Source organism: Pseudomonas sp. WPR_5_2, assembly GCF_003634475.1.
Classification (GTDB): domain Bacteria; phylum Pseudomonadota; class Gammaproteobacteria; order Pseudomonadales; family Pseudomonadaceae; genus Aquipseudomonas; species Aquipseudomonas izuensis.
The window spans coordinates 953,497-976,888 of sequence record NZ_RBLA01000001.1; the positions used below are offsets into that span (position 1 = coordinate 953,497).

Here is a 23,392-nt window from a genome sequence, read left to right on the forward strand (position 1 = left end):
CATGGACAACAGCCCTAGCACTTACGTCGAACGTCCGCTTCAAGCGTCTGCCCCCGTGCAACACGGTGAAGAAAAGGACACCATTGACCTGCTCAAACTCTGGAGGGTGATCTGGCGTGCCAAATGGAACATCGGATTATGGGTACTGCTGAGCGTCGCACTGGCCATCGCGGTGGTGATGACCATCACCCCGCAGTACGTCGGCAGCACCACCCTGCTGATCAAGGACCCCACACCGCCCTTGCTGAACTTCCAGCAAACGACCGAAAAGGGCAGCCCGACACCCGACTATCTGCAGACGCAACTGGCGCTCCTGCAATCGCGGGACCTGGCCGAGCGGGCGGTCAGGACGCTCAAGCTGACGACCAACCCGGTGACGGACCCCCGCCAGCAGCCACAACCCTTGTTCAACCCTCGGCAGTGGCTGGCCGATCTCAATCGCGACCAGTGGCTGCCGGGGTTGGATTTCCTGATACCGGCGACGACAACGCCCACTGAAGAAGACATCTTCAATCAGGTCACGCAAGACCTCATGCGCCATACCAGCGTCAAATTTGTCGGCAAGAGTCAGTTGATCGAGATCGACGTGGAACTGCCAGACCCCCAATTGGCCGCAGCCGCCGCAAACGCGCTGGCCCAGGGCTTTCTCGACAGTCAGTCCGATACCAGCCAGAAATCTTCGCAGACCACTACCAGCTGGATGAACACTCGCCTGATAGAGCTGCGCGACAACCTGCGCAAGGCCGAGGACAAACTGCAGGCCTACCGTGAACAACAGGGTCTGGTGGATGTCGACGGGGTTGCCACCATCAGTGCCAACGAACTGCAAATGACCGGCAACCGGATGATCGACGCCCGCCGTAACCGGGCGGAAGCCGAAAGCCAGTACCGTCAGGTGCAGGGGCTGAGTAACGGTGACTTGAACAAGTTGTCCAGTGTCCCCGCGGTGCTTGCCAACCCGCTGGTCCAGCAATTCCAGGCCGAGCTGGCCAAGGCGCAAGCCAAGGTCGAGGAGCTGTCGGTGCGGTATGGTCCGAAACACCCGTCCCTGATCTCCGCCCGCTCGGAGCTACGCACGGCGACAGAAAGCCTGCGCCTCCAGGTCAAGCAAGTGATTTCCGGTATCGAGCACCAATATCAACTGGCGGTGGCCAGTGAAGATGCGCTGCGTAAATCCTTTAACACCAACAAGTCGCAGATCCAGGACATCTCGCGCAAGGAATTCCAGTTGCGCGAATTTCAGCGTGAAGTCGACAGCAGCCGGGCGCTGTATGAAACCTTCATTACTCGCCTGAAGGAAACCGCGGCCACCGCGGACATGGACTCGACCAAGGCGCGCATCGTCGACCCCGCTATCGTGCCGCTGGAAGCCAGCAAACCGCGCAAGACCCTGATTGTGGCGATTGTCGCCCTGCTGGCCGGGGTGGTCGGCGTGGTATTGGCTTTCTTGTTCGAGTCGCTGAGCAACACCTTCAAAACCGATGAAACCATCGAAAGCACCCTCAACATTCCGCTGCTCAGCGTGGTGCCGCTGGTGGCGAAGAAAAGCCGTCGGCAACTGGCGCGCCTGTTCGATGACAACGTCAACCCGCGTTTTTCCGAAACCATTCGCAACCTGCGCGCCTGGTTGATGTTGCAAAGCAGTGAAACCGAAACCCCATTGCAGGTCGTACTGGTAACTTCGACCGTCGCCGAAGAAGGCAAAAGTACCATCGCCAACAACCTCGCGTGCTCGCTCACGCCGCTGGAGCGCGTGCTGCTGATCGATGCGGACATGCGTCAACCCACCCTGTCGCTGAACTTCGATTTCCCACCGGACTGCCTCGGCCTGGCTAATGTGATTGCCGGTACGGCACGGCTCGAAGACTGCATTCGCACCGTGGGAAATCTCGACATGTTGCCCGCCGGTAACATTTCGTCACCGTCGCTGGATCTGTTCAGCTCACCGCGCCTGCCACCCCGACTGACGCATATCGATCCATCACGCCAGCCGCCGCCCCAGGACTTGCTGTGCTCCCCGCGCCTGGCGCGCATGCTCGAAGTGCTCAAGACACGTTACCGGCACATCATCATCGATTCACCGCCGGCAGAAATGGTCAGCGATGCGTTATTGCTGGCTCAACACTCGGACGCCGTGATCTACGTGGTCAAGGCCGACAGCACTCCTGTCGGCCAGGTGCAGAAGTACCTCGCCATACTGCAACAAAGCCACGTGCCGATGTTCGGCGCCGTGCTCAACCAGGTCGATCTGCGCAAGGCGCGCAAGTACGGCTACAGCCACTCGGAAACTTTCTACAACTACGACTACGTGCCCAGGTAACGACCAGGCGCACCGCTTGTTTGCCTGCTGTTCATCTCTGTCAGATCGCATCAGCCACACCCGTAGCGGCGATGGTGCATCACTCATGTCTGGAGATTGAGGCCATGACTCCGCAAATCACCACTCAAATGGCGCATCGCCGAGGCCTGCTGTTTTGGGGTCAGTGGCTGTGCGCGATGCTTGTGATCAACCTGCTGCTCATGCTGCTCGTGCATTGGCGCGTCGGCAGCCTGACCAGCGACTACCGCGTGCTGATGATCCTCACCGTGCTTGGCTCCATACCGATTTACAGCACGATGCAGGTTTATCACAAACGGTTTGGCCTGTTGGCCGGTCTCGGTCACTTGCTCGCCGCGTGGCTGATCCTGCTGGCAGTGTTGATGGCGATTGCGTTCGTCACCCAGACCAGCGTCAGGTTCTCGCGCCAGGTCATCATCGTCTGGGCCGTGGCGGGCTTTCTGGCCCAGGCCGTGATCTTCCTGCCATTGCACTGGTTCGCCCGTCGGTATATGCGCAAAGTCTGCAACGCGCGCCGATCGGTGATCATCGGTACCTGCCCGACCGCCGCCGAGCTGGCGCGTAAACTCACTCAACCGGAGCATGCGCGGGTACTGGGGTTTATCGCCACCGATGACGTCGACGGTCCCGCACCCAGCGTGTTGCCGCTACTGGGCCGCATCAGCGAGATCCGCGACATCCTCGCGCAGATGGAGATTCGCCGGGTCTACATCGTCCTGCCAATGGCGCAGGCCGCGATCATCGAAGCCTTGTACATCGACCTGCTGGACATGAACGTCGACGTGGTGTGGATCCCGGACCTGGGCAGCATGGTATTGCTCAACCAATCGATCTCCGAAATCGAGCGCATGCCGGCGATCTACCTCAATGAAAGCCTGATCAGTTCGCATCCCGGCAGCCTGCTTTGCAAGGATCTGTTCGAGCGCAGCCTGGCGGCTATCTCGATTGTAGTGCTCAGCCCGCTGCTGCTGGGCGTGGCCATCGCCATCAAGCTCACTTCGCCCGGCCCTGTGCTGTTCAAGCAGAACCGTCACGGTCACGACGCCGAGATCATCACGGTCTGGAAGTTTCGTTCGATGCGCGTGCACGACGATCAACAGGTGCGCCAGGCCACGCGCGACGATGACCGCGTCACCCCGCTCGGACGCTTTCTGCGCCGCACGTCCATCGACGAATTGCCGCAATTGTTCAACGTGCTGTTCGGCCAGATGGCCCTGGTCGGCCCCCGCCCGCATGCTGTCACACACAACGTCTACTACACCGGCAAGGTGCGCGCCTACATGGCCCGTCATCGGCTCAAACCCGGCATTACCGGGCTGGCGCAGATCACCGGGCATCGGGGTGAAACCGAGACCCTTGAGAAAATGCAGCTGCGCGTCGCCCAGGACCTCAACTACATCAACCAATGGTCGTTGTGGCTGGACATCAAGATTCTGGCCAAGACGCCCTTCACCCTGTTCTCCAAAGACATCTACTGACGTTGTGTCCACGTGGATCGATCCGTCTGAAACATCGTGGTTCCACCTGATGCTCAGTAGGCCGGCAGACTCCCCAATAATAATGAAGGCGTCAGGCAATGATCAGGCTCAATTTAGTCGAGCGGTTCACTCCCGGTCTGCTCAAGACCAACAAGGCTTATTCCTTCATCAACTTTGCCTCCATCGGCAGCCTCTTCCATCGTGCCGAGGGCAGCAACGTCAGCTATTTTTGCGACGGCATGCTGTTGTCGGCGTTCATGTCCAGGATCACCGGCCGGCCTGTGGAACGGGTCAGTTTCGACTTCACCTCCATCGCCGACCCGGTGCTGCGCCTTGCCGAACAACAAGGTCGTCGCGTGTATTTTGTCGGTGCCCGACAAGTGGAACTGGACCTGTTCCTGCACAAGATCAGGGTCCGTTATCCGCACTTGCAAATCGCCGGTTTTCACGACGGTTACTTCGATACGGCGCAGGCACAGCAAATTCATGCCGACATTCGTGACAGCGCCGCGGACATCCTGATCACCAGCCTGGGCGCGGGACTGCAAGAACAATTCGTCGAGGACGCCCTGAGCCAGGGCTATGGCGGGGTGGCATTCACCTGCGGTGGCTTCATCCGGCAAGAAGCCACGGCCACCCACAACTACTATCCCGACGTCATCAACCGCCTGCACCTGCGCGCGTTCTACCGCATGTATCGCGAGCCGCACACCATCAAACGCTACCTCATCGACTATCCGGGCAATTTCCTGCACCTGTGGGCAATGATCGCCCGGCACAAGGTGGCCATTGATCTGCTGCCCCCTGATTGCCGCGAAGCCCGCATGAAGATTCTGTTCATTCTCAAGGATTTCACCCCCGGCGGCGGTGTCGAGAGTGTCCAGCAGCGCCTGGCCGAACAATTTCTCAAGGAGGGGCATCAGGTCGGTTTTTTTGTCATGAACGGCGATACACCGGAGCAGGAAGGCGCGACGCTGTTCCAGGGCGGCGGCAAGGGTTTCAAGGGCCTGCTCAAGTCCATCCTCCAGTTGCGTCGGATCATCGACCGTGAAGGCATCACTCATCTGATTGCCGCCAAGGAGCAAGCTAACCTCTGCACTTGGTTCGCCACATTGAACAGTCCGTGCCGCGTCATTTATGCCCGTCACGCGGCACTTGATTGTGCGGAACAGAAGACCGGGCCCGTCAGTCTGCGCCTGCTCTACGCTTTGTACCTGTGCGGCAATGGCAAGGTCGTCGCGGTATCCGATGGCCTGCGCCAGGGCCTCGCCGACCTGATGCCCTGGGGACGCCAGCGCATTCGCTACTGCCCCAATGCCGTGATCACCGAATACATGCTCAATGCCGCACAGGCTCCCTTGCCGGACGGTTTGCCCTCCAGCTATTGGCTGGGCATGGGAAGGTTGGTGCAACCCAAGGGCTTTCATCTGTTGCTCGATGCCTATGCCCTGGCGTTGACCGGCACACAACCGTTGCCGGATCTGGTGATCGCCGGGGACGGCCCGGAACGTGCCGCCCTGACCGCTCAGGCACTACGCCTGGGCGTTGCCGACCGTGTGCATTTCACCGGTTTTCTGAGCAATCCCTATCCACTGATCCGGCACGCCCGACTGCTGATCCTGAGTTCCTTTCATGAAGGGTTGCCAACGGTGCTGATCGAAGCCCTGGCGCTGGGTACGCCGACGTTGGCCTGTGATAGCGGCAGCGGTCCCCGGGAGTTGCTCGATCACGGCCGGCTCGGGCGCCTGGTGAAGGTCAATGATGTGGCGGCCCTGGCAGAAGGCATGCTGCACAGCCTGACTGCGGATGGCCAGGACGCCCCGGCCGGTCGCGGCGCGGCGGAGGCGGTTCGACAGTACAGCAGTCATCAGGCCGCCGAGGCGTACTACCAGGTCTGGAATCAATGAAGAAACTGCTGATCATTCTGCATGACCTCGGCGCAGGGGGTGCCGAGAAGATGATGACGCGCCTCGCCGGTGCACTGGTCGATGCAGGCAATGACGTGACCCTGTTAATGCTCACCGGCGGCGGTATAAATGCCGCGGGCCTCGACCCGCGGGTCAAGCAGGTCGAATTGCACAGCGGTCGCAGCGCGAATGCTGTGCCGGCCCTGGCGCAATTTCTGCGGCACAATCGTTTCGATGCGCAATTGGCCGCCCTCACCCATGTCAACGTGGTGGCGATTGCCGCTGCGGCGCTGTCCGGGACCCTGTCCCGCCTGCATGTCAGCGAACGCAACGCGTTCTCCCACGACAAACACGTCAACCCGTCTCTGCGGGTACGGCTGGCCTATTGGGTGGCGCCGCTGCTGTACCGGCTCATCCCCAATCCGGTGATCTGTGTGTCACGGGGGGTTGCCGAGGATCTGGTGCAGACCACCCTGGCCCGCCGGCGCGACGTCACCATTGCCGACAACCCGGTGCTGGACAATGATTTTCGCGAAAGGCTGCTGCCCGCTCCGGAACATCACTGGCTGCGGGTAAAAACCATGCCGGTGATCGTCGCCGTGGGGCGCCTGGCCCACCAGAAAGGTTTCGACACCCTGATCGATGCGTTCGCCCGACTGCCGCAGCGCACGGTGCGATTGATTATCTTCGGAGACGGCACGCTCCGGGCTCAATTGCTCGATCAGGCCCGCGCGCTGGGCGTGGCCGATCGGGTCGACTTGCCGGGCTACACCCCTGATCCCATGGCGCAAGTCGCGGCGGCCGATTGCTTTGTCTTGTCGTCGCGTTTCGAAGGCAGCCCGAATGCGCTGGTCGAAGCCCTGGCCACCGGAACACCTGTGATAGCGACTCGATGCCCGCATGGCCCGCAGGACATTCTCGACGACGGTGCAGTCGCGCCGCTGGTGGCAGTCGATGACCCCGCGGCCCTGGCGCAGGCAATCAGCGATCAACTCAGCGCCACCAGCGACACCCGGCGCCAGACACGTATCGATGCCGCCGCCCGCTTCATGAATGCCCGGGCGGTGAAGACCTACCTGAACGCCTTGCTCGGGAGTGCACCGCCATGAACACATTGCAAGTCCGGCTCACCACCCTGCGCGACATGTTCACGTTGTTCGGCGTGCTGTTTTACATGCAGGTGATCAGTTTTTTTTCCAGTCTGGGCAACGCCTCAAGCCTGGACGATGCCCAGCGTGACCTTGAGGGTAACGTCGTGAATCAGGTCTGCGGCCTGATCACCCTGCTGGTGCCGCTGTTTTTTTTCATCCGCCACAAGGTATTCCTCAGCAAGAGCTTTTACCGTCAGAACGCCTTTTTGCTGCTGTTCGTGCTCTGCGTTGCCGCGTCGATCAGTTGGTCCCAGGACCCGGTGCTCAGCCTCAAACGCTTTGTAGCCTTGATGAGCGTGGTGTTTTTCGGCGGGTACGTCGCCTATAACTACAGCCTCGAAAAAATCAGCTTCATGCTCGGCTGCACCCTCGGCGTTGCGGCGCTCATCGGGTTGATCTGCGCCCTGATCCTGCCGGATATCGCCTTCATTTCCGGGGGCATTCGCGACGGCGCGTTCAAGGGGATCTTCCCGGAAAAAAATGCCGGGGCGCGAATCAATGCCATCGCCATTGTGCTGCTGCTGCCCATGATCCGCCGACACAATCCCTGGGCCATATTCAGTGCACTGTGCTCGCTGGTCGCCATCGGACTCGCTCAATCCGCGACGGGGCTGGCGCTGATTTGCGCCGGTTCGGCGAGCTACTGGTACTTTCTGACGATGATCCGCCTGCGTATCAACCGCTCGCTGCTGGCGTTCTTCGCGACCACCGTTCTTTACTTGCTGATCTGTCTGTTTCTCTACGGCAATTACACGCTATTGCTGGAGATGGTCGGACGCGATCCGTCACTGACCGACCGCCTGCAGATCTGGGAACTGCTGGCCCCGTTCATCGATGCCGAATTTGTCAGGGGCTACGGCTTTGGTGCCTTCTGGTCCAGTCCCGACGCCGACGCGTTCATCACTCGCTGGGGTTACATCGGCAACGCCCACAGCGGCTACATGGAAACCCTGCTCAACGGTGGCGTGGTGCAATTGACAGCGTTGGGCCTGATGCTGGCTGAAGCGCTGGTCAAACAATATCGCGCGGTGACGGCGGGCCAGTCGGCCCAGTACCGCGCCAGTGCCCTGGTGATCATCGGTCTGTTCATCGTCACCAACTACGTGGCGTATGTGATCCCCAATTACCGCTCCGCGGAGTTTCTGGTGTTCTGCATCCTGGCGTTGTCCTTCCGGCATCACCACGCCGGACGCAGCGTTGCCAGGCGGAGCGCAGAGTTGCAGCCGAAGGCACAACGCAGCGTATACAGTGGCGCCAGTGCCAGGGTCGTCGCCAAGGAGAAAGACCCATGTTGAAAGACGCGCCTTCCTCACCGGCTTCGGTGTGCGTGGTCATTCCGATGTACAACGCCGCCAGCACCATTGAAAAGACCCTCGCGTCCCTGATCCAGCAAACCCGTCAACCCGAGCAGGTGATCGTCGTCGACGACGGCTCCAGCGATGACGGCGCACAACGGGTCAGGGACTTTGTCGCACCTTTTCGCCTGACCTTGTTGCAGCAAACCAACCAGGGCCCCGCCTGCGCACGCAACGCTGGCATCTTCGCCGCCGAGCAAACCTTCATTGCCTTCCTCGATGCCGATGACCAGTGGCATCCGCAAAAACTGGAAATGCAGCTGGCGCTGTATGAGCGGTTGACGGCCCAGGGGCATTCGGTCGGATTGATCGATTGCTACCAGCTGAGTGTGTTCAGCGACGGCAAACAGCAACGGGAAGAACGGCGTAAATGCGGTCATCACTTTGCCGATTTCATGCGCGAGAATGTCATCAACGGGACCTCCGGCGTGCTGGTGGTGCGTGAAGTGGTCTGCGCCCTGGGCGGTTTCGATGCTTCCTTGCGCTTTGCCGAAGACCGCCTGCTGTGGACGCGGATTGCCGAGCACTGGGAAATCCACACCGTGCCGCAGACCCTGCACCGGCGCGGGGTCGACAGCGGCAACATCACCGCCCAGCCGCAAAAATACTACCCGTACAAAGTCAAATTCATCGAGCTGTTCCTGGCGCGCTACGGCGCAAGAATGACCCGGCAACAGCGAATCCATTTCGTGCTGGCCAACCATGCCGACTTCCTCAATGCCTTCTCCCGGCGCGGCGACCATGCGCAGGTGATCCAGGTGTTCCGACAGATGCTAGGGCACTCCTGGCAGGCATTGATTTTCTTCAATGGCAAGCCGACCCTGCGCTACCTTTATGCGCGGCTCAAGACGCTGCGCAAGGTGTCCTGAAGCGATTACCCCTCTATCGAACGTCTGCCCGGGTTTACCCCATGGCCAATCAACGTCTCGTCACACTGACCTGGATCTTCACCGAGAAATTCGGCCTTATTTTCTTGTCGATGTTCACCTTTGTCGTTTATGCCAGGCTCTTGTCGCCGGAAGAACTGGGGGTGGGCACCGTCATCATCGCCAGCGTCGAAATGATCGGCATCCTCTATTCCTCCGTGCTGGAAGACCCGCTGGTGCGGCTCGAGCGCCTGGATGACCGACGCATCGCCACGGCGTTCTGGGTGGCGGTACTGACCAGCCTCGTATCCATCGCAATCATTACAGGTGTGGCGGTGCTATGGCTCGATTCCGCCGCCCTGCAATGGATGACGGCAGTGGCGTCAGTGAAAATCCTGTTCACCATGATGGCGCGGGTTTATGTCGCGCAAATGCGCCGCAGCAGCAATTTCCGCATGCTGGCTTCGCGTACGCTGCTGGGCAAGGTGCTCGGCGGCGTAGTCGGCATTGCCGTGGCGCTCTGGGGAGGGGGCGCCTGGGCGGTGATTGCCCAGGCACTGGTCATGGAATTCGTTTCCATCGTGGTGCTGATGGTCGGCGACCGACGTCGCATCCCATGGGTGATTGACGGGCCGTTCCTGCGTGAGCTGCTGGCGGCCGGCCTGCCGGTGGCCATCAACACCTTGAGCTCGCAGACCCTTCAGCGCGGGGTCAATGTGGTGCTCGGCATCACGGCCGGCACCCACGCCGTCGGCATGTTCAACCTGGCACTGCGCATCATCGATTTGCCGCGCACGGCGTTCTACAACGGCTTGATGAGTTACGCACTGCCGGCATTCGCCAGGCGCAGCGCCGAACCGCCGCGATTGATCGTCTTCATCAGCGACTCGACAGCCGTCAGCGGCTTCCTGCTTACCCCGGTGTTCATCGGTATCGCCGTCACCGCAGCGGACATCATCCTGCTGATCTTCGGTGCCAAATGGGCAGACGCGATTCCCCTGCTGCAAGTACTGGCCTGTACTGCCGCCATCGGCAATACCGCCATGTACGCCACCACCGCGCTGGTAGCCGTCAACCGCACGCACCTGACCCTCAAGGCGGAGGTGGGCACCACCTTGCTGGCGCTGGCGCTGGTTTACGGCCTGGGGCCACTGTATGAAGGCATGGCGGCGGCCTTGGCGCTACTGCTGCGCATGGTGATCGTCACGCCGTTGCAGATCCGCGGCCTGAACACTGCCATCGGCTATGGCTGGGATACGTTTTTCGCCTCCAGCTACCGCAGTGTCAGCGCCTCGCTGGTCATGGCCGCAGCGGTGCTGTTGCTGACGCCACGGCTGCAGGTGCACGGGGTTGTGCACCTGATCTGCAGCATCGGCATCGGCGCGCTGACCTATGGGCTGGTGTACAGCCTGTTGCACCCGCGCTGGCCCCAGGAATTCAAATCGGTATTTACCACCCGCTGAACCCATTCCCCCCGAAATCCCACTGTGACAGGAACGCCCCATCATGCGTAAAACCACGCTGGTTACTGGCGGGGCCGGTTACATCGGCTCCCATACTACGCTGACCCTCATTGATGCCGGCCACCCGGTGGTGCTGCTCGATAACCTCTGCAACAGTTGTCGGGAGTCGATCACCCGTCTTGAGCATCTGACGCATCGACATGTCGACTTCATCGAAGGCGATGTGCGCGACAGCGCCTTGCTCGAAGACATTTTCGATCATTACGACATCGATGCCGTGGTGCATTTCTCCAGCCTGAAATCCGTTGCCGAAAGCCTGCAAAAACCGCTGGAGTATTACGCCAACAACGTGGTCGGTACGTTGAACCTGTGCCAGGCCATGGCCAGGGCGCACGTATTCAAACTGGTGTTCAGCTCTTCGGCCACGGTTTACGGCGACCCCGTGCACACACCGATTGCCGAAGACCTGGGCACGGGCAAACCGGTCAACCCCTATGGCCGAAGCAAGCTGATGATCGAAGAACTGCTCGAAGACCTGGCGCAATCCGACCCGCGCTGGAGCATCGCGCTGTTGCGCTATTTCAACCCGATCGGCGCGCACGAAAGCGGCTTGATCGGCGAAGACCCCCATGGCCGGCCCAACAACCTGTTGCCCTGTCTGACCCAGGTCGCCATCGGGCGGCTCCCCGAACTCATCGTGTACGGCAACGACTACCCCACCGTCGATGGCACCTGCGTGCGCGATTACATCCATGTGGTCGATGTGGCCGAAGGTCACCTGAAGGCGTTGCAGATACTGCAGCACAGCCCCGGCATCCATATCTGGAATCTGGGCACCGGCACCGGTTACAGCGTTTTGCAGATCATCCACAGTTTCGAAGACGTGACCGGCATCAACATCCCCTACCATTTCGCCCCGCGCCGTGCCGGTGACATTGCCCAATGCTGGGCCGACCCCAGCAAGGCCGGACGCGACCTGGGCTGGTGCGCACGACGTAATCTGGAACAGATGATCATGGACACCTGGCGATGGCAGTCACGCAACCCCTATGGGTACCATTCCCGGCTCGAGCTGCCGGCAACGGTGGCCATGAAGTAAGGGAGCCTGGACATGATCAGGGAGTGTCTACTCATCGTTATTCTGGCAACCATGATGTTCGAGGCGACAGCGGCGCCCGCCCGCCCCCCCGCCGATGGCCTGGTGCTGTGGCTCGACGCGGCCGATGCCTCGAGCATCAGCCTCGATGAACATCACCGCGTGCTGCGCTGGAAGGACAAATCCGCCCGGAACAACCCTGTGACCACGGACGAAGCATCGGCCAGCGCACGGCCCGACTATGTGAGCAATGCCCTCAACGGTCATGCCGTGGTGCGATTGAAGGGTTCGGCGGCGTTCAGCGCCAAGGCGTTGCGCACGGCAAAAGGTCCGGTCACGCTGTTGATCGTGTCGCGGCGACTGCCGGAACAGGCCGGTGGCAAGGCCTGGCAGCGCCTGTTCAGTTCGCGTCCGCACCGGGCCGACAACGACAACGTGGCGCCGAACTTCGGCATCAGCGTGCAACAGACCACCGCCTACGAGCCCACGCTTGCCTTCCTCGAAAGCAGCGATGTGCCGATCGGCCCCCTCGCCGTGGGCCGCAATGTGGTGGGCACCTCTGAAATCCTGCGCGGCGACATCGCTGAAGTGCTGGTGTACGACCGCCCGTTGTCCACTCAGGCCGAGCGTCAGGCAGCGTTTGAGTACCTGGCGAAAAAATGGTCGGTCGCCATCCCGCCGCAAGCCAAGGCCTGGACCCGAACCGGTCCGCTCGGCCCGGTGCCGCAGCACACCCACCCCAACCTGCCACTGTCCGATCAGGCCAATGCCGGCCACTGGCGACTGGACACGCGCTTCACCGACGATTTCAACGGCACTGCCCTCGACCCTAAACGCTGGCACGTCAACGACGCCACCGGCACCGATTCACTGGGACGCAAACCGGCACTCTTCACCCCCGACAACGCCCGTGTCAGCAATGGTTATCTGAACATCACCTTCCGCAAGCAGGCCTTGCCCGACAAATACCTGCGCCTGGGCTTCAAGGACTACACCAGCGCCATGGTCCGCACCATTGAACGCGGCGATTACGGCTACTACGAGGCCCGGGCCAGGCCCATGAATTCGGCGGGTTCCAGCGCATTCTGGCTGGCATGGACGGGGCTTGCCGACAACGCCACGGAAATCGACATTTTCGAGATCGGCGGCAAAACCAAAGACGCCAGATTCGACCGCTTGTACAACATGAACGCCCACGTCTGGGCGACGCCGACCAGTACCGCGCACTTCAGCGAAGGCGGCAGCTGGACCAGCCCCTGGCGCTTCGCCGCCGCCTTTCATGTGTATGGTCTGGACTGGCAGCCCACCACCCTGCGCTGGTACGTCGATGGCGTGCTGGTCAGGGAAGCGAAGAACAGTCACTGGTTCTTCCCGATGCAAATCGTCTTCGACAGCGAAGCCATGTGGGATTGGTTCGGCGTGGTCAACGATGCTGATCTGCCCTCGACCTTCAGCATCGACTACATCAAGGTCTGGCGGCGCGGTAATTAGTCGCCGGGGACTGGATCGCAGGTTAATTGCTGGCGACGTGAGCGACAGTACCGGCGGTGACCAGTGCCTTCAACGACGCATCGAACTGCTTCAGCGCATGCACTTGCAATTCGGTTTGCTGATTGATCTGCGCGGCGATCTGCGGCGCGGCCTTGCCATGCACCCACACCGACGGCATCTGCTGTGCCTGCGCGCCTTCGGCCTGACCGATGTATTGCAGGTCGGCATCGTAGAACTTGGCGATAAACCGCGCTTCGACCTGGTTGTTGCGTTTGGACACCAGGCGGTTGTAGGTGTCGAGCATCACCACCACATCCGGATGGGCCTGCACCGCCGCGTCGAGGTTGTCGTAGACCGTCACCGAAGCGAATTCCTTCTGTAACGACCCCATCAACCAATTGATCGCCCGCTGCGGATCGGAGCTGTCGACGAACGCCTTGGCGATCTGCGAATTCATCTCGGGATTCTGCGCCCCCTTGACCGCCACCGCGTGGTAGCTCTCAAGGTATTGCTGGGTATTGAGGGTGTTTTCGCTGTACAGCACCGCCACGGATTTCGCCTGCTGCAAACTCGCAGCGCTGTCGGCGATCGGCAGGAAACGGCAGGACAAATCGGCAGCCACCGCCGGTGCGGTAGCCGCCACGCTGCCGCTGAACACGGCGATAAAAGCCAGCAAGGTCGACATTCTCATCGCGCTGATTCCTTCAATGGCGAGATAGGTATGACCCTATCCTCCTCTGATGACAGAAAAACAGAACTTGCATTCTTTAATGATGGGTATCGATGGAATGAATGGTAGTTATGAGGATAGCTCCTCTTGAAACGAACCGCGCTTGATACGTCACTGTTTCCCGCTTGTTACCTCAGCGCCCCTGTTGTCACTTCTGCACCGCCGGACCGGTCAATACAGTAGGGCCTTCGGTGGGTTTTCAGGGTTAACGGCCTGCCGGCCCTGCCCTGCGCCGATCCCCCCATCACGGAAGAGGTGAATCATGCATTTCGTAACCGTTGAGAAAAACGACAAAAGCGCCCCATCGGGGGCAGACATGAAAAAAGCCATGACTGATTCTGGCGGTACACCGATTGAGGTAACCGGGGACAACGCGGCCCGTAAACTGACGTTTACCGGTACCGTCAACCACAACACGTATCAGAACAATCTGAGGAAGGTGGCGGACGGCAAGCAAAACAGCTGGAATTTCGTCTGGGCCGACGCGGCGGCCAACAGTTCGGCTGCCTGATGATCCCAGCAGGGCGGTCGAACAACCGCCCTGCTGTTTCTGCGCGTTGATACAACCGCGTTACCTGCCTGTAACGCCAAGACACTTAGCCACCCTGCCCCCTGCGCCTAGAGTGAAGCCCTCAATGGATCGACAGGGCTGACTGCCCACCGCCCATTGATTGCCCAACACACCACCAAGGAAGAGGGAAACCATGAGCAAATCCATCGCTGTCAGCCAACACAGCCAGCAGCTTCACAATGATGTGCAAGAAGCCGTCAAGTCGATCATGGGTGCAACGCAACTGAAGGCGCAGGATTACAACAAGGTACTGAGGTCCACCCTTGCGGCGACACAAAAAGTCGTCACCATCGAGATTGCCTCCGGCGATCTGACTTTGCTCAAGAAGTCCGGCTACAAACTGTGTTTTGCCAAGAAAGTGGGTGACGAAGACTACAACGTGGTCTGGCAGTCCTATGTCGCTTACCTGAGCAACAACGAATTCAGCTGGACTCCGCAATATCAGCTGTTCGCGTCCAATGTGTTCAAGGAAAACGTGCAAGTCAAAGTCTCGACCAACATCGTCAACATCGGTCTGGGTCAAACCTCGACGCTCGCCGATTCGGGCCTGTTGAGCCAGGCGGTGACGGGGGGGCCAGACACTTCGTTTACATTCGTGAACAACTACGCGCCGATTCACCCAGGGGTCAACCAATTGTCCACCGGTATCGATGGCAACCAGGTCAGCACGCCCATCTATGTGGCGGTCAATCCAGTGGTGACCGGCAATACCGTGCTGACCCCGGTCGAAACCATCCTCGTGTGGTTCGAACAAAACGTGCAGACGAGCACCATGTTCAGTTCCTCACGCTCCAAGGCGATCGAAATCGACCTGACTTTCGAAAACACCGCCGGTCGCCTTTACGAAGACGGTAAGTGGAAAACCATCTGACCCAAGCACCGGGGGGGCAACCACAGGGTTGCCCCTTCCCTTCAGTTGTCGTCCATTGCGCTGCCAGCGAAATACCCTGTCAGCGAGCGACAGATCGACTCCGCCAAATCCTCCTGGGTCGCAATGCCATAAGGCTGATTGCGATCGAACTGCGCCGACCAGCGAATCCGCCCCTGCGACACATCCACCAACCGCAACGATGCCCGTACCCGCGCCGGTTCCACCCGCACGCTGCCCTCCAGGCAATAGCTGTAGCGACCGCCACGCTTGGGGTCCGGCGCTTGCACGCTGTTGCGTGCCACCCGCATCAACACATGGCTGCTCCCGGTCTGCGCCTGTTCGAACGACTCGAACAAGCGACAACTCAACTCCTCGCACAAGCCACGGGTGAAGTCATCGCCATCGCGGGTGATGCAAGTAAACGGCTGGATCTGCAGCACCGGATGGCGTACGCCGATCCCCTTAGGTCGCAGCCGCTGATACGCCAGGCGATAACAACCGAGCGGAATGCTCAAGCGCACCGGGTCCTGCTGACCGCTGGTGGCGTAATGCGCCGCGAGCTTGCGCCGTAATCGCCCCACCTGCACCCGCACCACCGGATCGTCGCCGGTGCAGTAAATCGCCGGATCACGACGAAACACCGCGATGCCGATGGCGTGCTCGGTAAGCGGTGAATGGGAAGACTGCAGGTCGTGCTCCACCAGAAAACGCAACAGACCGCCCATCCGCCTGGACTTGGCAAACAAGGGGCTGGCCAGCAACGACGCCAGCACCCGCTCCATCTCTTCGCGATCGAGGGGCTCGGGAATTTCAGCCGCACTCGAATCGACCATTCGTTTGATCTCCATCGCCTGCCTCCGTGCAGGTTGCCGACAGGAATAGATGTCGTACTCCGTGAATACACCTGCAACGTGAGCCAGAAACAGGCTCGGGCGTTGCAACGAGCAAGCGTAGCAGCCGTGATGGGATCGGGAGGCGATTGCACTGATAGCAACCTGACATCCGACGAACGTTCAAATCTGGAGGGCTGTAAAATCCGTAACGCCGAAAACGACATCAACACCGTCACCAGCATCGCCCGGATTCTGCTTCATGTAGGAGCGAGCTTGCTCGCGAAAAACGTCTGGACAACGCGATCATTCAGACAGCACGCGTTATCGTTGACGTCCATCGCGAGCAAGCTTGCTCCTACAGAGAATCTCCACTCGGTCTCTCGAGCGGGCGAACACCGCGAAAAGCCAAAGCGATGCGGCCTGGCAGCCGACCTGGCTGTTGTGGATATACCTCGGACCAAACTGTAGGAGCTGGCTTGCCAGCGAAAAGGGTGGCTCAGTCGACAAACTTATTATCTGAAACCGAAGAAACGGATATGTACACCATCCTTTATTGAATCTATCTGCCCCCCTTTATGAGGCAACGCTTTCAACCAGACCGTCTACGCTCACCCCACAGGATCCAACTCCCTGCCGCAAGACCCGACTATTTCCACACACTGGAACTCACTATGCCCCGCCTCCTGCTGACCGCATTGACGCTGTTCGCTTTGAGCCTTCCGGCACACGCTGCGGTCACCCCCTTCCCTACCTCCTTTCGCACCCAGGACATCCCCGTCGAAGGCGCAACCATGCACGTACGCATCGGCGGCAAAGGCCCGGCTGTGGTGCTGCTGCACGGATTCGGCGACACCGGCGATATGTGGGCACCGCTGGCCGCCGATCTGGCACGGGATCACACGGTGGTGGTACCGGACCTGCGCGGAATGGGTTTGTCGTCGATTCCCGACGGCGGTTATGACAAGAAGACCCAGGCCGGCGATATTCGTGGGGTGTTGGCGGCGTTGAAGATCGAGCATTCGGTGGTCATCGGTCACGACATCGGCACCATGGTCGCGTTCGCCTATGCCTCGCGTTATCCGGAGCGTACTGATCGTCTGGTGGTGATGGATGCGCCAGTGCCGGGCATTCCACCGTGGAACGAGATTGTCCGCTCACCGATGCTGTGGCATTTCGACTTCGGTGGACCGGATATGGAACGATTGGTAGCCGGCCGGGAGCGGATTTATCTGGACCGCTTCTGGAACGAGTTCGCGGGCGATCCCGCCAAGGTCGATGCAGAGATCCGCCAGCACTACGCCAAGCTCTATGCCCGCCCCGGCTACATGCACGCAGCCTTCGCGCAATTTCGCAGCATTCGTCAGGATGAGGTCGACAACAAGGCGTCGATGGCGACGCGGTTGAAGATGCCGGTGCTGGCAGTCGGCGGGGAGAAGTCCTTTGGGAGCAATGAAGCGATCGTGATGCGTAACGCCGCGGACAAGGTCACGGAGGTGGTAATACCGGGGGCCGGGCATTGGTTGATGGAAGAAGCGCCGACACAGACTATTGCGGCGATTCGTAACTTTATTGCTGGTCAGGCGCCTGCGACTACGCCTTGATCGCCATAATTCATCCCCACTCATGTCGTTTTAATTCTGAGCCAAGGCCAGCGGGCCCTATAGCTTTCCGCCATCTGCCCGAACAAATCCGGCTGTGGGTTTTTCGGGGCATTTCGGGCACAAAAAAACCGCATCGCTGCGGTTTTTTTTGGTTGCCTACGCTGTTCATCCGGGCGTTGCTGCACTTGCTCAAAGACGTAACAAGCACTTGCTCAATGGGATTTCTTCGTGCCCGTCATGCCAGTCTTGCTCAACCCTTTCGCATTGTGGTCGCCCGGGGTCGTGGCCGCAATGGCGCGGGCTTTGGAGAGGCCGCGGGTATCTTTGGAATGGGCGATACCGGACGTCGTTGTGCCATGCCCGTTATCGTCATTGCGCTGACTGCCAAAGTGATTGCCGCTGATGCCGTGGTTGCGAGTAGCCTTGCCGGCGTGATCGCTGGCCAGTCCTTTGCCATGACCATTGCTGGTGGAGTTGCCGGCGTGATCCGAGCCGTTGCGCCCGCCACCCACGCCTGCACCATGACCACCACCATTTCCGCCAGCGTTTCCGCCACCATTGCCTCCGCCGTGGCCACCACCACCACCACCACCATCTTTAGCGTGTGCGGAATTGATGATGGACAGGTTAGCGGGCAGTAATGGAGCGGCTGCGAGCATCAGGGCGCAGGACAGGACGGCGGCGAGACTTTTTTTGTTTAAAAGCATGATTGCTTCCGTAGGATTGATTTCGCGTGCTGTATGACGCGATAACCCCCTGACAGTTCAAACGCTCGCGACAGCCGGTGCCCAAACGTCGCTTTCGAGAATGTGGTCGAATCGCCTCGCCCCTCAAACGCTAATCAAAAGCCCCGTTGAGCACTTCATAAATGAGCCCGGTGGCCAGCGCGACCAAAATCAAGTCCGTGCCTGCCTGTTGCCATTCGTACCCGTCATAATGTGGCAATCTGCCGATCAACCGACCATCGAGCTTTTTGGCAATCCCCGGTGGCAGCGGTTTGCCTCGAGCGAGGTTCTTTTGAATGCCGGGAGGCAAGGCCGGACCAGGCGTCCAATAGTCGCGATAGCCACCGACAATCCCGAGAACGCCGGCGCGATCGATACTCGGGCCATGATCCCAATCACTGCCCCCTGACTTTTTACCTTTATTTCCATGTCCGCCCTGGTTGCCGTGGTCCTGCGTATTTTGCGGGTTTCCCTTGGCATTACCCTGGCCCTTTCCATTGCCGGGATCGGCCCATGCGGTCACTGGGCCGGTGACCATTGCAAGGCATGTAACAGCTGCGATCAATGAGCGGGATCTGTGCATGAGTCGTTCCTTCAAGGCAGGCCAATTGCTGTGAACTTTAGACGTTGTTGAAGACGGAACCGCGCACTTGTTCACGTTTTCGAAACTCTATCAGCGCCGATCCTTGATCAATCAGGGCGCCATTGGAGAGGAAATCCCGATGAACAATAGACCACTGCTTTTACTCGTCAGCCTTGGCCCCACACTGGTATTCGCAGAAGGCTGCGACGTGCTGACCCGATCCCAAAGTCCCTCGGTTCCCGTCGTCGAAACCCACAGTTGCTACGAATATGAAGGCATGCCGGTCAACGCGATTGACTGGTCGTGCAGCAACGAGGGCAGGGATATGCTGACCAGCACCCGGAAAAAAGTCGAAAAATGTGCCGATCTGTATGAGGCCACCTGCACCGCCACGCTGACGCAAGAATCCCTGGCCAACCCACACGCCACCAGCAAGGACAAGAACAGCAATGCCCTGAACATTCCGGATAATGCTCAGGTCACGACTTATTATTACGGCGCGGAACACATGGATCAGGCCAGGATCGATTGCGAATCAGGGGGCGGGCAATGGAAGGCAAAATAGCCGGTTCACGCCCGCCGTCAGAAGTTCGCCGGCGTATTCGCGCTGATAATCTCGGCCTCATCCGCCCCAATATTCCGGAACTTGTGCGGCAGCGTCGTCGGGAAGTAATACCCGTCTCCGGCGTTCAATACACTGATCTGACCATCCACGGTCAACTCGACTGTGCCACGGGTCACAAGCCCGCACTCCTCGCCTTCGGAGTGCACGATCGGCTCTTCCCCGGAACTGGCGCCCGGCGCGTATTGCTCGCGCAGCAGGCGCATCTGCCGACTCGGGACGGAGGCGCCGATCAACAGCAGGCGCAGGCCATGGCGGCCCAGGTCAGGTTGTTCGCTGGCGCGGAAGACGTATTGGTGTTCGCGCGGGGGCTGGTCGAAGGTGAAGAAGTCCGCCAGGGACATGGGGATGCCTTCGAGCAGCTTTTTCAGGGAACTGACCGAGGGGCTGACGCGATTCTGTTCGATCAGCGAGATGGTGGCATTGGTGACGCCGCTACGCCGGGCCAGCTCGCGCTGGGAGAGTTTGTAGCTTTCGCGTACTAATTTGAGTCGTGAGCCCGTATCCATGACAGCCTTATGTGCCAACCTGCAGGAACGAAATTGCTCGCTCCCGCAGTGATAATGGAAGGGTGGAGAGCAGGCGCGGATAACGCCGTTTTCCGGTCCCGGAAACGTGAAAGGCGGCTATTAAATCACGTTTGTTGGTGTTGCAAAGCAGGTTCGATAAACGGCAGAAAAAAACTTCCGCCAGTTCTGATACTGCACCACCTGTGGGAGCGAGCCTGCTCGCGAAAGCGGTGTGTCAGGCGACATCGATAGTGGCTGATATGGCCTCTTCGCGAGCAGGCTCGCTCCCACAGGGTTGTTGCGGTGTTTCAAGTAAATAAAAAGCCGGCGGTACCTTTTGGGGCGACCGCCGGCGAGGTAACGCTTAGATGCCGAAACGGTCGCGCAGCGAGTAGTACACGGCGCCCATGGCGGTGAGCGGCGCGGAGAACGTGCGCCCGCCAATCATCGGCATGTGTGGCAGGGAAGCGAAGGCGTCGAAGCGTTCAGCGTCGCCGCGGATCATTTCCGAGATCAGCTTGCCGGCCAGGTGCGAGCAGGTAACGCCGTGGCCGCTATAGCCCTGCATATAGTAGGCGTTTTTCTCGATACGGCCGAATTGCGGCATGCGCGACATGGTCAGCAGGAAGTTGCCGGTCCAGCGGTAGTCGATCTTCACGTCCTTCAATTGCGGGAAGGTCTTGAGGATTTTCGGGCGGATCAGTTGTTCAATGTCGTCCGGCTCGCGGGCGCCGTAGACCACGCCACCGCCGTAGAGCAGACGGTTGTCGGCGGTCAGGCGGAAGTAGTCGAGCAGGTAGTTGCAGTCTTCAACGCAGTAGTTATTGGTGATCAGGCTCTTGGCCTGTTTCTCCGTCAACGGCTCGGTGACGACGATCTGCGAACCGCACGGCATGCTCTTGCTGGTGACACGGTTGTCCAGGCCTTGCGGCAGATAGGCGTTACCGGCGATCAGCAGGTACTTGGCCCGCACCACGCCTTTGGCGGTGCGCACGGTGATCGGTTCGCCGTAGGTGATTTCCACCGCCGCCGATTGTTCGAAAATCTTGCCGCCCAGGCCGATGATCGCCGAGGCTTCGCCCAGCGCCAGGTTCAGCGGGTGAATGTGCCCGCCCTGCATGTCCAGCAGGCCGCCGACGTAGTTGTCGCAACCCACTTCGCGCTTGATGTCCGACTCGCTGAGCAGGGTCAGGTTCTTGTTGCCGTAGCGTTCCCAGCTTTTCTTCTGCTCGGCCAGGCCCTTGAACTGCTTTTTGTTCAGCGCGGCAAAGATGCCACCCGGACGATAATCACACTGGATGTCGTAGTGCTGTATGCGCTGGCGAATGATGTCGGCGCCTTCGAAGATCATGCTGCCGAGCACTTCTGCGGTCCTGTCGCCATAGCGCTCTTCGATGACATCGACGTCGCGGCTGTAGGAGTTGACCAGTTGACCGCCGTTGCGACCGCTGGCGCCGAAGCCGACTTTGGCCGCTTCCAGCACGGTGACGCTGTAGCCCGCTTCGGCGAGGAACAGAGCCGAGGACAGGCCTGTGTAGCCGGCGCCGATCACGCAGACGTCGCATTCCACCAGTTCTTCAAGTACCGGGAAGTCGCCGGTGAAGTTGCGGGTGGCGGCGTAGTAGCTGTTTACATGTTTCATAAGATTCTCCGATGGCCACCAGCTCAACCGGCGGCCGCCGCTTTTATTGTTGTTAGAGCTTGATCCAGGTCGCCTTGAGCTCGGTGTACTTGTCGAACGCGTGCAGCGATTTGTCCCGACCGTTACCCGATTGCTTGTAGCCACCGAACGGCGCGGTCATGTCGCCGCCGTCGTACTGGTTGACCCAGACGCTGCCGGCGCGCAAGCCACGGGCGAAGGTGTGGGCCTTGCTCAGGTTGCTGGTCCACACGCCTGCCGCCAGGCCGAAGATGCTGTCGTTGGCGATTGCCAGGGCTTCTTCAGCCGTGTCGAAGGTGATCAGCGACAGCACCGGGCCGAAGATTTCTTCACGGGCGATGGTCATGGCGTTGGTCACGCCGTCGAAAATCGCCGGTTCCACGTACAGGCCGCCGGTGTCCTCGAGGGTGCGTTGGCCGCCGGCGATCAGCTCGGCGCCCTGCTCGCGACCGATGTCGATGTAGCGCAACACGTTATCCAGTTGACGCTGATCGACGACCGCGCCAACCGTTGTTGCAGGATCCAGCGCGTGCCCCGGTTTCCATACCTGCAAGGCTTCCACCAGCAGCGGGATGAATTGGTCGCGGATCGAACGTTCCACCAGCAGGCGCGAGCCGGCGGTGCAGACTTCGCCCTGATTGAAGGCAATGCCGCTGGCCGCTGCCTGGGCGGCCACGCGCAGGTCCGGTGCGTCGGCGAACACCACGTGCGGGCTCTTGCCGCCCGCTTCCAGCCAGACGCGCTTCATGTTGCTTTGCCCGGCGTAAATCATCAGTTGCTTGGCAATCGCGGTGGAGCCGGTGAAGGCCAGCACATCGACGTCCATGTGCAGCGCCAAGGCCTTGCCGACGGTGTGACCGTAGCCTGGCAGGACGTTAAACACGCCTTTGGGAATGCCCGCTTCCAGCGCAAGCTGCGCGATGCGGATCGCGGTCAGCGGCGATTTTTCCGAAGGCTTGAGGATGAACGAGTTACCCGCTGCCAGCGCCGGGGCGAATTTCCAACTGGCCATGATCAGCGGGAAGTTCCACGGCACGATGGCCGCGACCACGCCGGCCGGTTCGCGCGTCACCAGGCCAAGCTGATCGTGGGGCGTGGCGGCGACTTCATCGTAGATTTTGTCGATGGCTTCGGCGGTCCAGCGGATCGCGTTGGCGGTCGCCGGGACATCGACGTTCATCGAGTCGCTGATGGGCTTGCCCATGTCCAGGGTTTCCAGCAGCGCCAGCTCTTCCCGGTTTTCCAGGATCAGATCGGCGAAGCGGATCAGGATACGCTTGCGTTCCACCGGAGCCAGGTTGGCCCAGACGCCGGACTCGAAGGTACGACGCGCAACGGCAACAGCGGCGTTGGCATCGGCTTCGTCAGTGCTGGCGACGTTGGCCAGGAAGCGGCCGTCTACCGGGCTTACGCATTCGAACGTGGCGCCACTGGCGGCCGCGCAATATTGACCGTCGATGAAGGCACGGCTTTCGATGTTGAGGGACTGGAAGCGTTGCTCCCAGTCGCTGCGAGTGATTGTCATGGTTGTGACTCGACGCA

General features: G+C 60.2%; 20 protein-coding genes. 13 read left to right on the forward strand and 7 right to left on the reverse strand.

Annotated features, from left to right (window positions below; genetic code table 11):
* Window position 1 precedes the first annotated feature (1 nt).
* The 9 genes from BJ917_RS04215 to BJ917_RS04260 all read left to right on the forward strand — a co-directional run bounded on the left by BJ917_RS04215 (window position 2) and on the right by BJ917_RS04260 (window position 13,145).
* A complete protein-coding gene (locus tag BJ917_RS04215) occupies window positions 2-2,320 on the forward strand; it encodes a polysaccharide biosynthesis tyrosine autokinase (protein WP_121102144.1) in 2,319 nt (772 codons plus the stop codon).
* 104 nt (window positions 2,321-2,424) lie between these two features.
* Entirely contained in the window at window positions 2,425-3,816 is a 1,392-nt protein-coding gene (locus BJ917_RS04220; RefSeq protein ID WP_256658496.1) for an undecaprenyl-phosphate glucose phosphotransferase, read from the forward strand.
* Between the two features lie 98 nt (window positions 3,817-3,914).
* The gene (locus tag BJ917_RS32190; protein ID WP_256658497.1) at window positions 3,915-5,723 is read left to right on the forward strand and encodes a WecB/TagA/CpsF family glycosyltransferase; all 1,809 of its coding nucleotides are present in this window, start codon (window positions 3,915-3,917) and stop codon (window positions 5,721-5,723) included.
* Window positions 5,720-6,832, forward strand: a complete 1,113-nt coding sequence (locus BJ917_RS04235; protein ID WP_121102146.1) for a glycosyltransferase — start codon at window positions 5,720-5,722, stop codon at window positions 6,830-6,832. Before BJ917_RS32190 ends, BJ917_RS04235 begins: the two co-directional genes overlap by 4 nt.
* Window positions 6,829-8,169: an O-antigen ligase gene (locus BJ917_RS04240; RefSeq protein WP_121102149.1), complete on the forward strand. Its 1,341-nt coding sequence runs from the start codon at window positions 6,829-6,831 to the stop codon at window positions 8,167-8,169. Before BJ917_RS04235 ends, BJ917_RS04240 begins: the two co-directional genes overlap by 4 nt.
* The gene (locus BJ917_RS04245) at window positions 8,163-9,098 is read left to right on the forward strand and encodes a glycosyltransferase family 2 protein (protein ID WP_096510749.1); all 936 of its coding nucleotides are present in this window, start codon (window positions 8,163-8,165) and stop codon (window positions 9,096-9,098) included. The genes BJ917_RS04240 and BJ917_RS04245 overlap by 7 nt, the downstream gene beginning before the upstream one ends.
* Window positions 9,099-9,139: 41 nt before the next feature.
* On the forward strand, window positions 9,140-10,558 hold the full coding sequence (locus BJ917_RS04250; RefSeq protein ID WP_121102152.1) for an oligosaccharide flippase family protein: 1,419 nt from the start codon (window positions 9,140-9,142) through the stop codon (window positions 10,556-10,558).
* A 43-nt stretch (window positions 10,559-10,601) separates the two neighbouring features.
* Window positions 10,602-11,657 carry a UDP-glucose 4-epimerase GalE gene (gene galE / locus BJ917_RS04255; protein WP_096510746.1) on the forward strand — a complete coding sequence of 352 codons (1,056 nt, stop codon included), beginning with the start codon at window positions 10,602-10,604 and terminating at the stop codon, window positions 11,655-11,657.
* A 12-nt stretch (window positions 11,658-11,669) separates the two neighbouring features.
* A complete protein-coding gene (locus tag BJ917_RS04260) occupies window positions 11,670-13,145 on the forward strand; it encodes a family 16 glycosylhydrolase (RefSeq protein WP_172901598.1) in 1,476 nt (491 codons plus the stop codon).
* A 22-nt stretch (window positions 13,146-13,167) separates the two neighbouring features.
* Here the strand turns inward: BJ917_RS04260 and BJ917_RS04265 are convergent, their stop codons facing one another.
* Entirely contained in the window at window positions 13,168-13,836 is a 669-nt protein-coding gene (locus BJ917_RS04265) for an ATPase (RefSeq protein ID WP_096510743.1), read from the reverse strand.
* 301 nt (window positions 13,837-14,137) lie between these two features.
* Here BJ917_RS04265 and BJ917_RS04270 point away from each other — a divergent pair, with 301 nt between their 5' ends.
* A complete protein-coding gene (locus tag BJ917_RS04270) occupies window positions 14,138-14,386 on the forward strand; it encodes a hypothetical protein (RefSeq protein ID WP_096510741.1) in 249 nt (82 codons plus the stop codon).
* Between the two features lie 193 nt (window positions 14,387-14,579).
* Window positions 14,580-15,317, forward strand: coding sequence for a hypothetical protein (locus tag BJ917_RS04275; protein WP_096510739.1), 738 nt, complete (start codon window positions 14,580-14,582; stop codon window positions 15,315-15,317).
* A gap of 41 nt (window positions 15,318-15,358) precedes the next feature.
* Here the strand turns inward: BJ917_RS04275 and BJ917_RS04280 are convergent, their stop codons facing one another.
* Window positions 15,359-16,165, reverse strand: a complete 807-nt coding sequence (locus BJ917_RS04280) for a hypothetical protein (RefSeq protein WP_121102155.1) — start codon at window positions 16,163-16,165, stop codon at window positions 15,359-15,361.
* A gap of 656 nt (window positions 16,166-16,821) precedes the next feature.
* Between BJ917_RS04280 and BJ917_RS04285 the strand changes: the two genes are divergently transcribed.
* Window positions 16,822-17,751 carry an alpha/beta fold hydrolase gene (locus BJ917_RS04285; protein ID WP_121102158.1) on the forward strand — a complete coding sequence of 310 codons (930 nt, stop codon included), beginning with the start codon at window positions 16,822-16,824 and terminating at the stop codon, window positions 17,749-17,751.
* Window positions 17,752-17,963: 212 nt separating this feature from the next.
* On the opposite strand, the gene BJ917_RS04290 is transcribed toward BJ917_RS04285, so the two are convergent.
* A complete protein-coding gene (locus BJ917_RS04290; protein WP_121102161.1) occupies window positions 17,964-18,458 on the reverse strand; it encodes a hypothetical protein in 495 nt (164 codons plus the stop codon).
* A 130-nt stretch (window positions 18,459-18,588) separates the two neighbouring features.
* Window positions 18,589-19,059 carry an anti-virulence regulator CigR family protein gene (locus BJ917_RS04295; protein WP_121102164.1) on the reverse strand — a complete coding sequence of 157 codons (471 nt, stop codon included), beginning with the start codon at window positions 19,057-19,059 and terminating at the stop codon, window positions 18,589-18,591.
* Between the two features lie 139 nt (window positions 19,060-19,198).
* On the opposite strand from BJ917_RS04295, the gene BJ917_RS04300 reads away from it, so the two are divergent.
* Window positions 19,199-19,624 (forward strand): hypothetical protein, encoded by a 426-nt coding sequence (locus BJ917_RS04300; RefSeq protein WP_121103094.1) that lies wholly within the window; start codon window positions 19,199-19,201, stop codon window positions 19,622-19,624.
* Window positions 19,625-19,641: 17 nt separating this feature from the next.
* Here the strand turns inward: BJ917_RS04300 and BJ917_RS04305 are convergent, their stop codons facing one another.
* From BJ917_RS04305 to BJ917_RS04320, 3 genes are all read right to left on the reverse strand, one after another.
* Window positions 19,642-20,190: a cupin domain-containing protein gene (locus tag BJ917_RS04305; protein WP_096510727.1), complete on the reverse strand. Its 549-nt coding sequence runs from the start codon at window positions 20,188-20,190 to the stop codon at window positions 19,642-19,644.
* Between the two features lie 364 nt (window positions 20,191-20,554).
* Window positions 20,555-21,832, reverse strand: coding sequence for an FAD-binding oxidoreductase (locus BJ917_RS04315; RefSeq protein WP_096510725.1), 1,278 nt, complete (start codon window positions 21,830-21,832; stop codon window positions 20,555-20,557).
* Window positions 21,833-21,884: 52 nt separating this feature from the next.
* Window positions 21,885-23,375, reverse strand: coding sequence for an aldehyde dehydrogenase (locus tag BJ917_RS04320; RefSeq protein ID WP_121102170.1), 1,491 nt, complete (start codon window positions 23,373-23,375; stop codon window positions 21,885-21,887).
* Between the last annotated feature and the right edge of the window lie 17 nt (window positions 23,376-23,392).

Coding starts and splice junctions, on each gene's coding strand:
- BJ917_RS04215 (WP_121102144.1), top strand. CDS start 2: ATGGACAACAGCCCTAGCACTTACGTCGAACGTCCGCTTCAAGCGTCT.
- BJ917_RS04220 (WP_256658496.1), top strand. CDS start 2,425: ATGACTCCGCAAATCACCACTCAAATGGCGCATCGCCGAGGCCTGCTG.
- BJ917_RS32190 (WP_256658497.1), top strand. CDS start 3,915: ATGATCAGGCTCAATTTAGTCGAGCGGTTCACTCCCGGTCTGCTCAAG.
- BJ917_RS04235 (WP_121102146.1), top strand. CDS start 5,720: ATGAAGAAACTGCTGATCATTCTGCATGACCTCGGCGCAGGGGGTGCC.
- BJ917_RS04240 (WP_121102149.1), top strand. CDS start 6,829: ATGAACACATTGCAAGTCCGGCTCACCACCCTGCGCGACATGTTCACG.
- BJ917_RS04245 (WP_096510749.1), top strand. CDS start 8,163: ATGTTGAAAGACGCGCCTTCCTCACCGGCTTCGGTGTGCGTGGTCATT.
- BJ917_RS04250 (WP_121102152.1), top strand. CDS start 9,140: ATGGCCAATCAACGTCTCGTCACACTGACCTGGATCTTCACCGAGAAA.
- galE (WP_096510746.1), top strand. CDS start 10,602: ATGCGTAAAACCACGCTGGTTACTGGCGGGGCCGGTTACATCGGCTCC.
- BJ917_RS04260 (WP_172901598.1), top strand. CDS start 11,670: ATGATCAGGGAGTGTCTACTCATCGTTATTCTGGCAACCATGATGTTC.
- BJ917_RS04265 (WP_096510743.1), bottom strand. CDS start 13,836: ATGAGAATGTCGACCTTGCTGGCTTTTATCGCCGTGTTCAGCGGCAGC.
- BJ917_RS04270 (WP_096510741.1), top strand. CDS start 14,138: ATGCATTTCGTAACCGTTGAGAAAAACGACAAAAGCGCCCCATCGGGG.
- BJ917_RS04275 (WP_096510739.1), top strand. CDS start 14,580: ATGAGCAAATCCATCGCTGTCAGCCAACACAGCCAGCAGCTTCACAAT.
- BJ917_RS04280 (WP_121102155.1), bottom strand. CDS start 16,165: ATGGAGATCAAACGAATGGTCGATTCGAGTGCGGCTGAAATTCCCGAG.
- BJ917_RS04285 (WP_121102158.1), top strand. CDS start 16,822: ATGCCCCGCCTCCTGCTGACCGCATTGACGCTGTTCGCTTTGAGCCTT.
- BJ917_RS04290 (WP_121102161.1), bottom strand. CDS start 18,458: ATGCTTTTAAACAAAAAAAGTCTCGCCGCCGTCCTGTCCTGCGCCCTG.
- BJ917_RS04295 (WP_121102164.1), bottom strand. CDS start 19,059: ATGCACAGATCCCGCTCATTGATCGCAGCTGTTACATGCCTTGCAATG.
- BJ917_RS04300 (WP_121103094.1), top strand. CDS start 19,199: ATGAACAATAGACCACTGCTTTTACTCGTCAGCCTTGGCCCCACACTG.
- BJ917_RS04305 (WP_096510727.1), bottom strand. CDS start 20,190: ATGGATACGGGCTCACGACTCAAATTAGTACGCGAAAGCTACAAACTC.
- BJ917_RS04315 (WP_096510725.1), bottom strand. CDS start 21,832: ATGAAACATGTAAACAGCTACTACGCCGCCACCCGCAACTTCACCGGC.
- BJ917_RS04320 (WP_121102170.1), bottom strand. CDS start 23,375: ATGACAATCACTCGCAGCGACTGGGAGCAACGCTTCCAGTCCCTCAAC.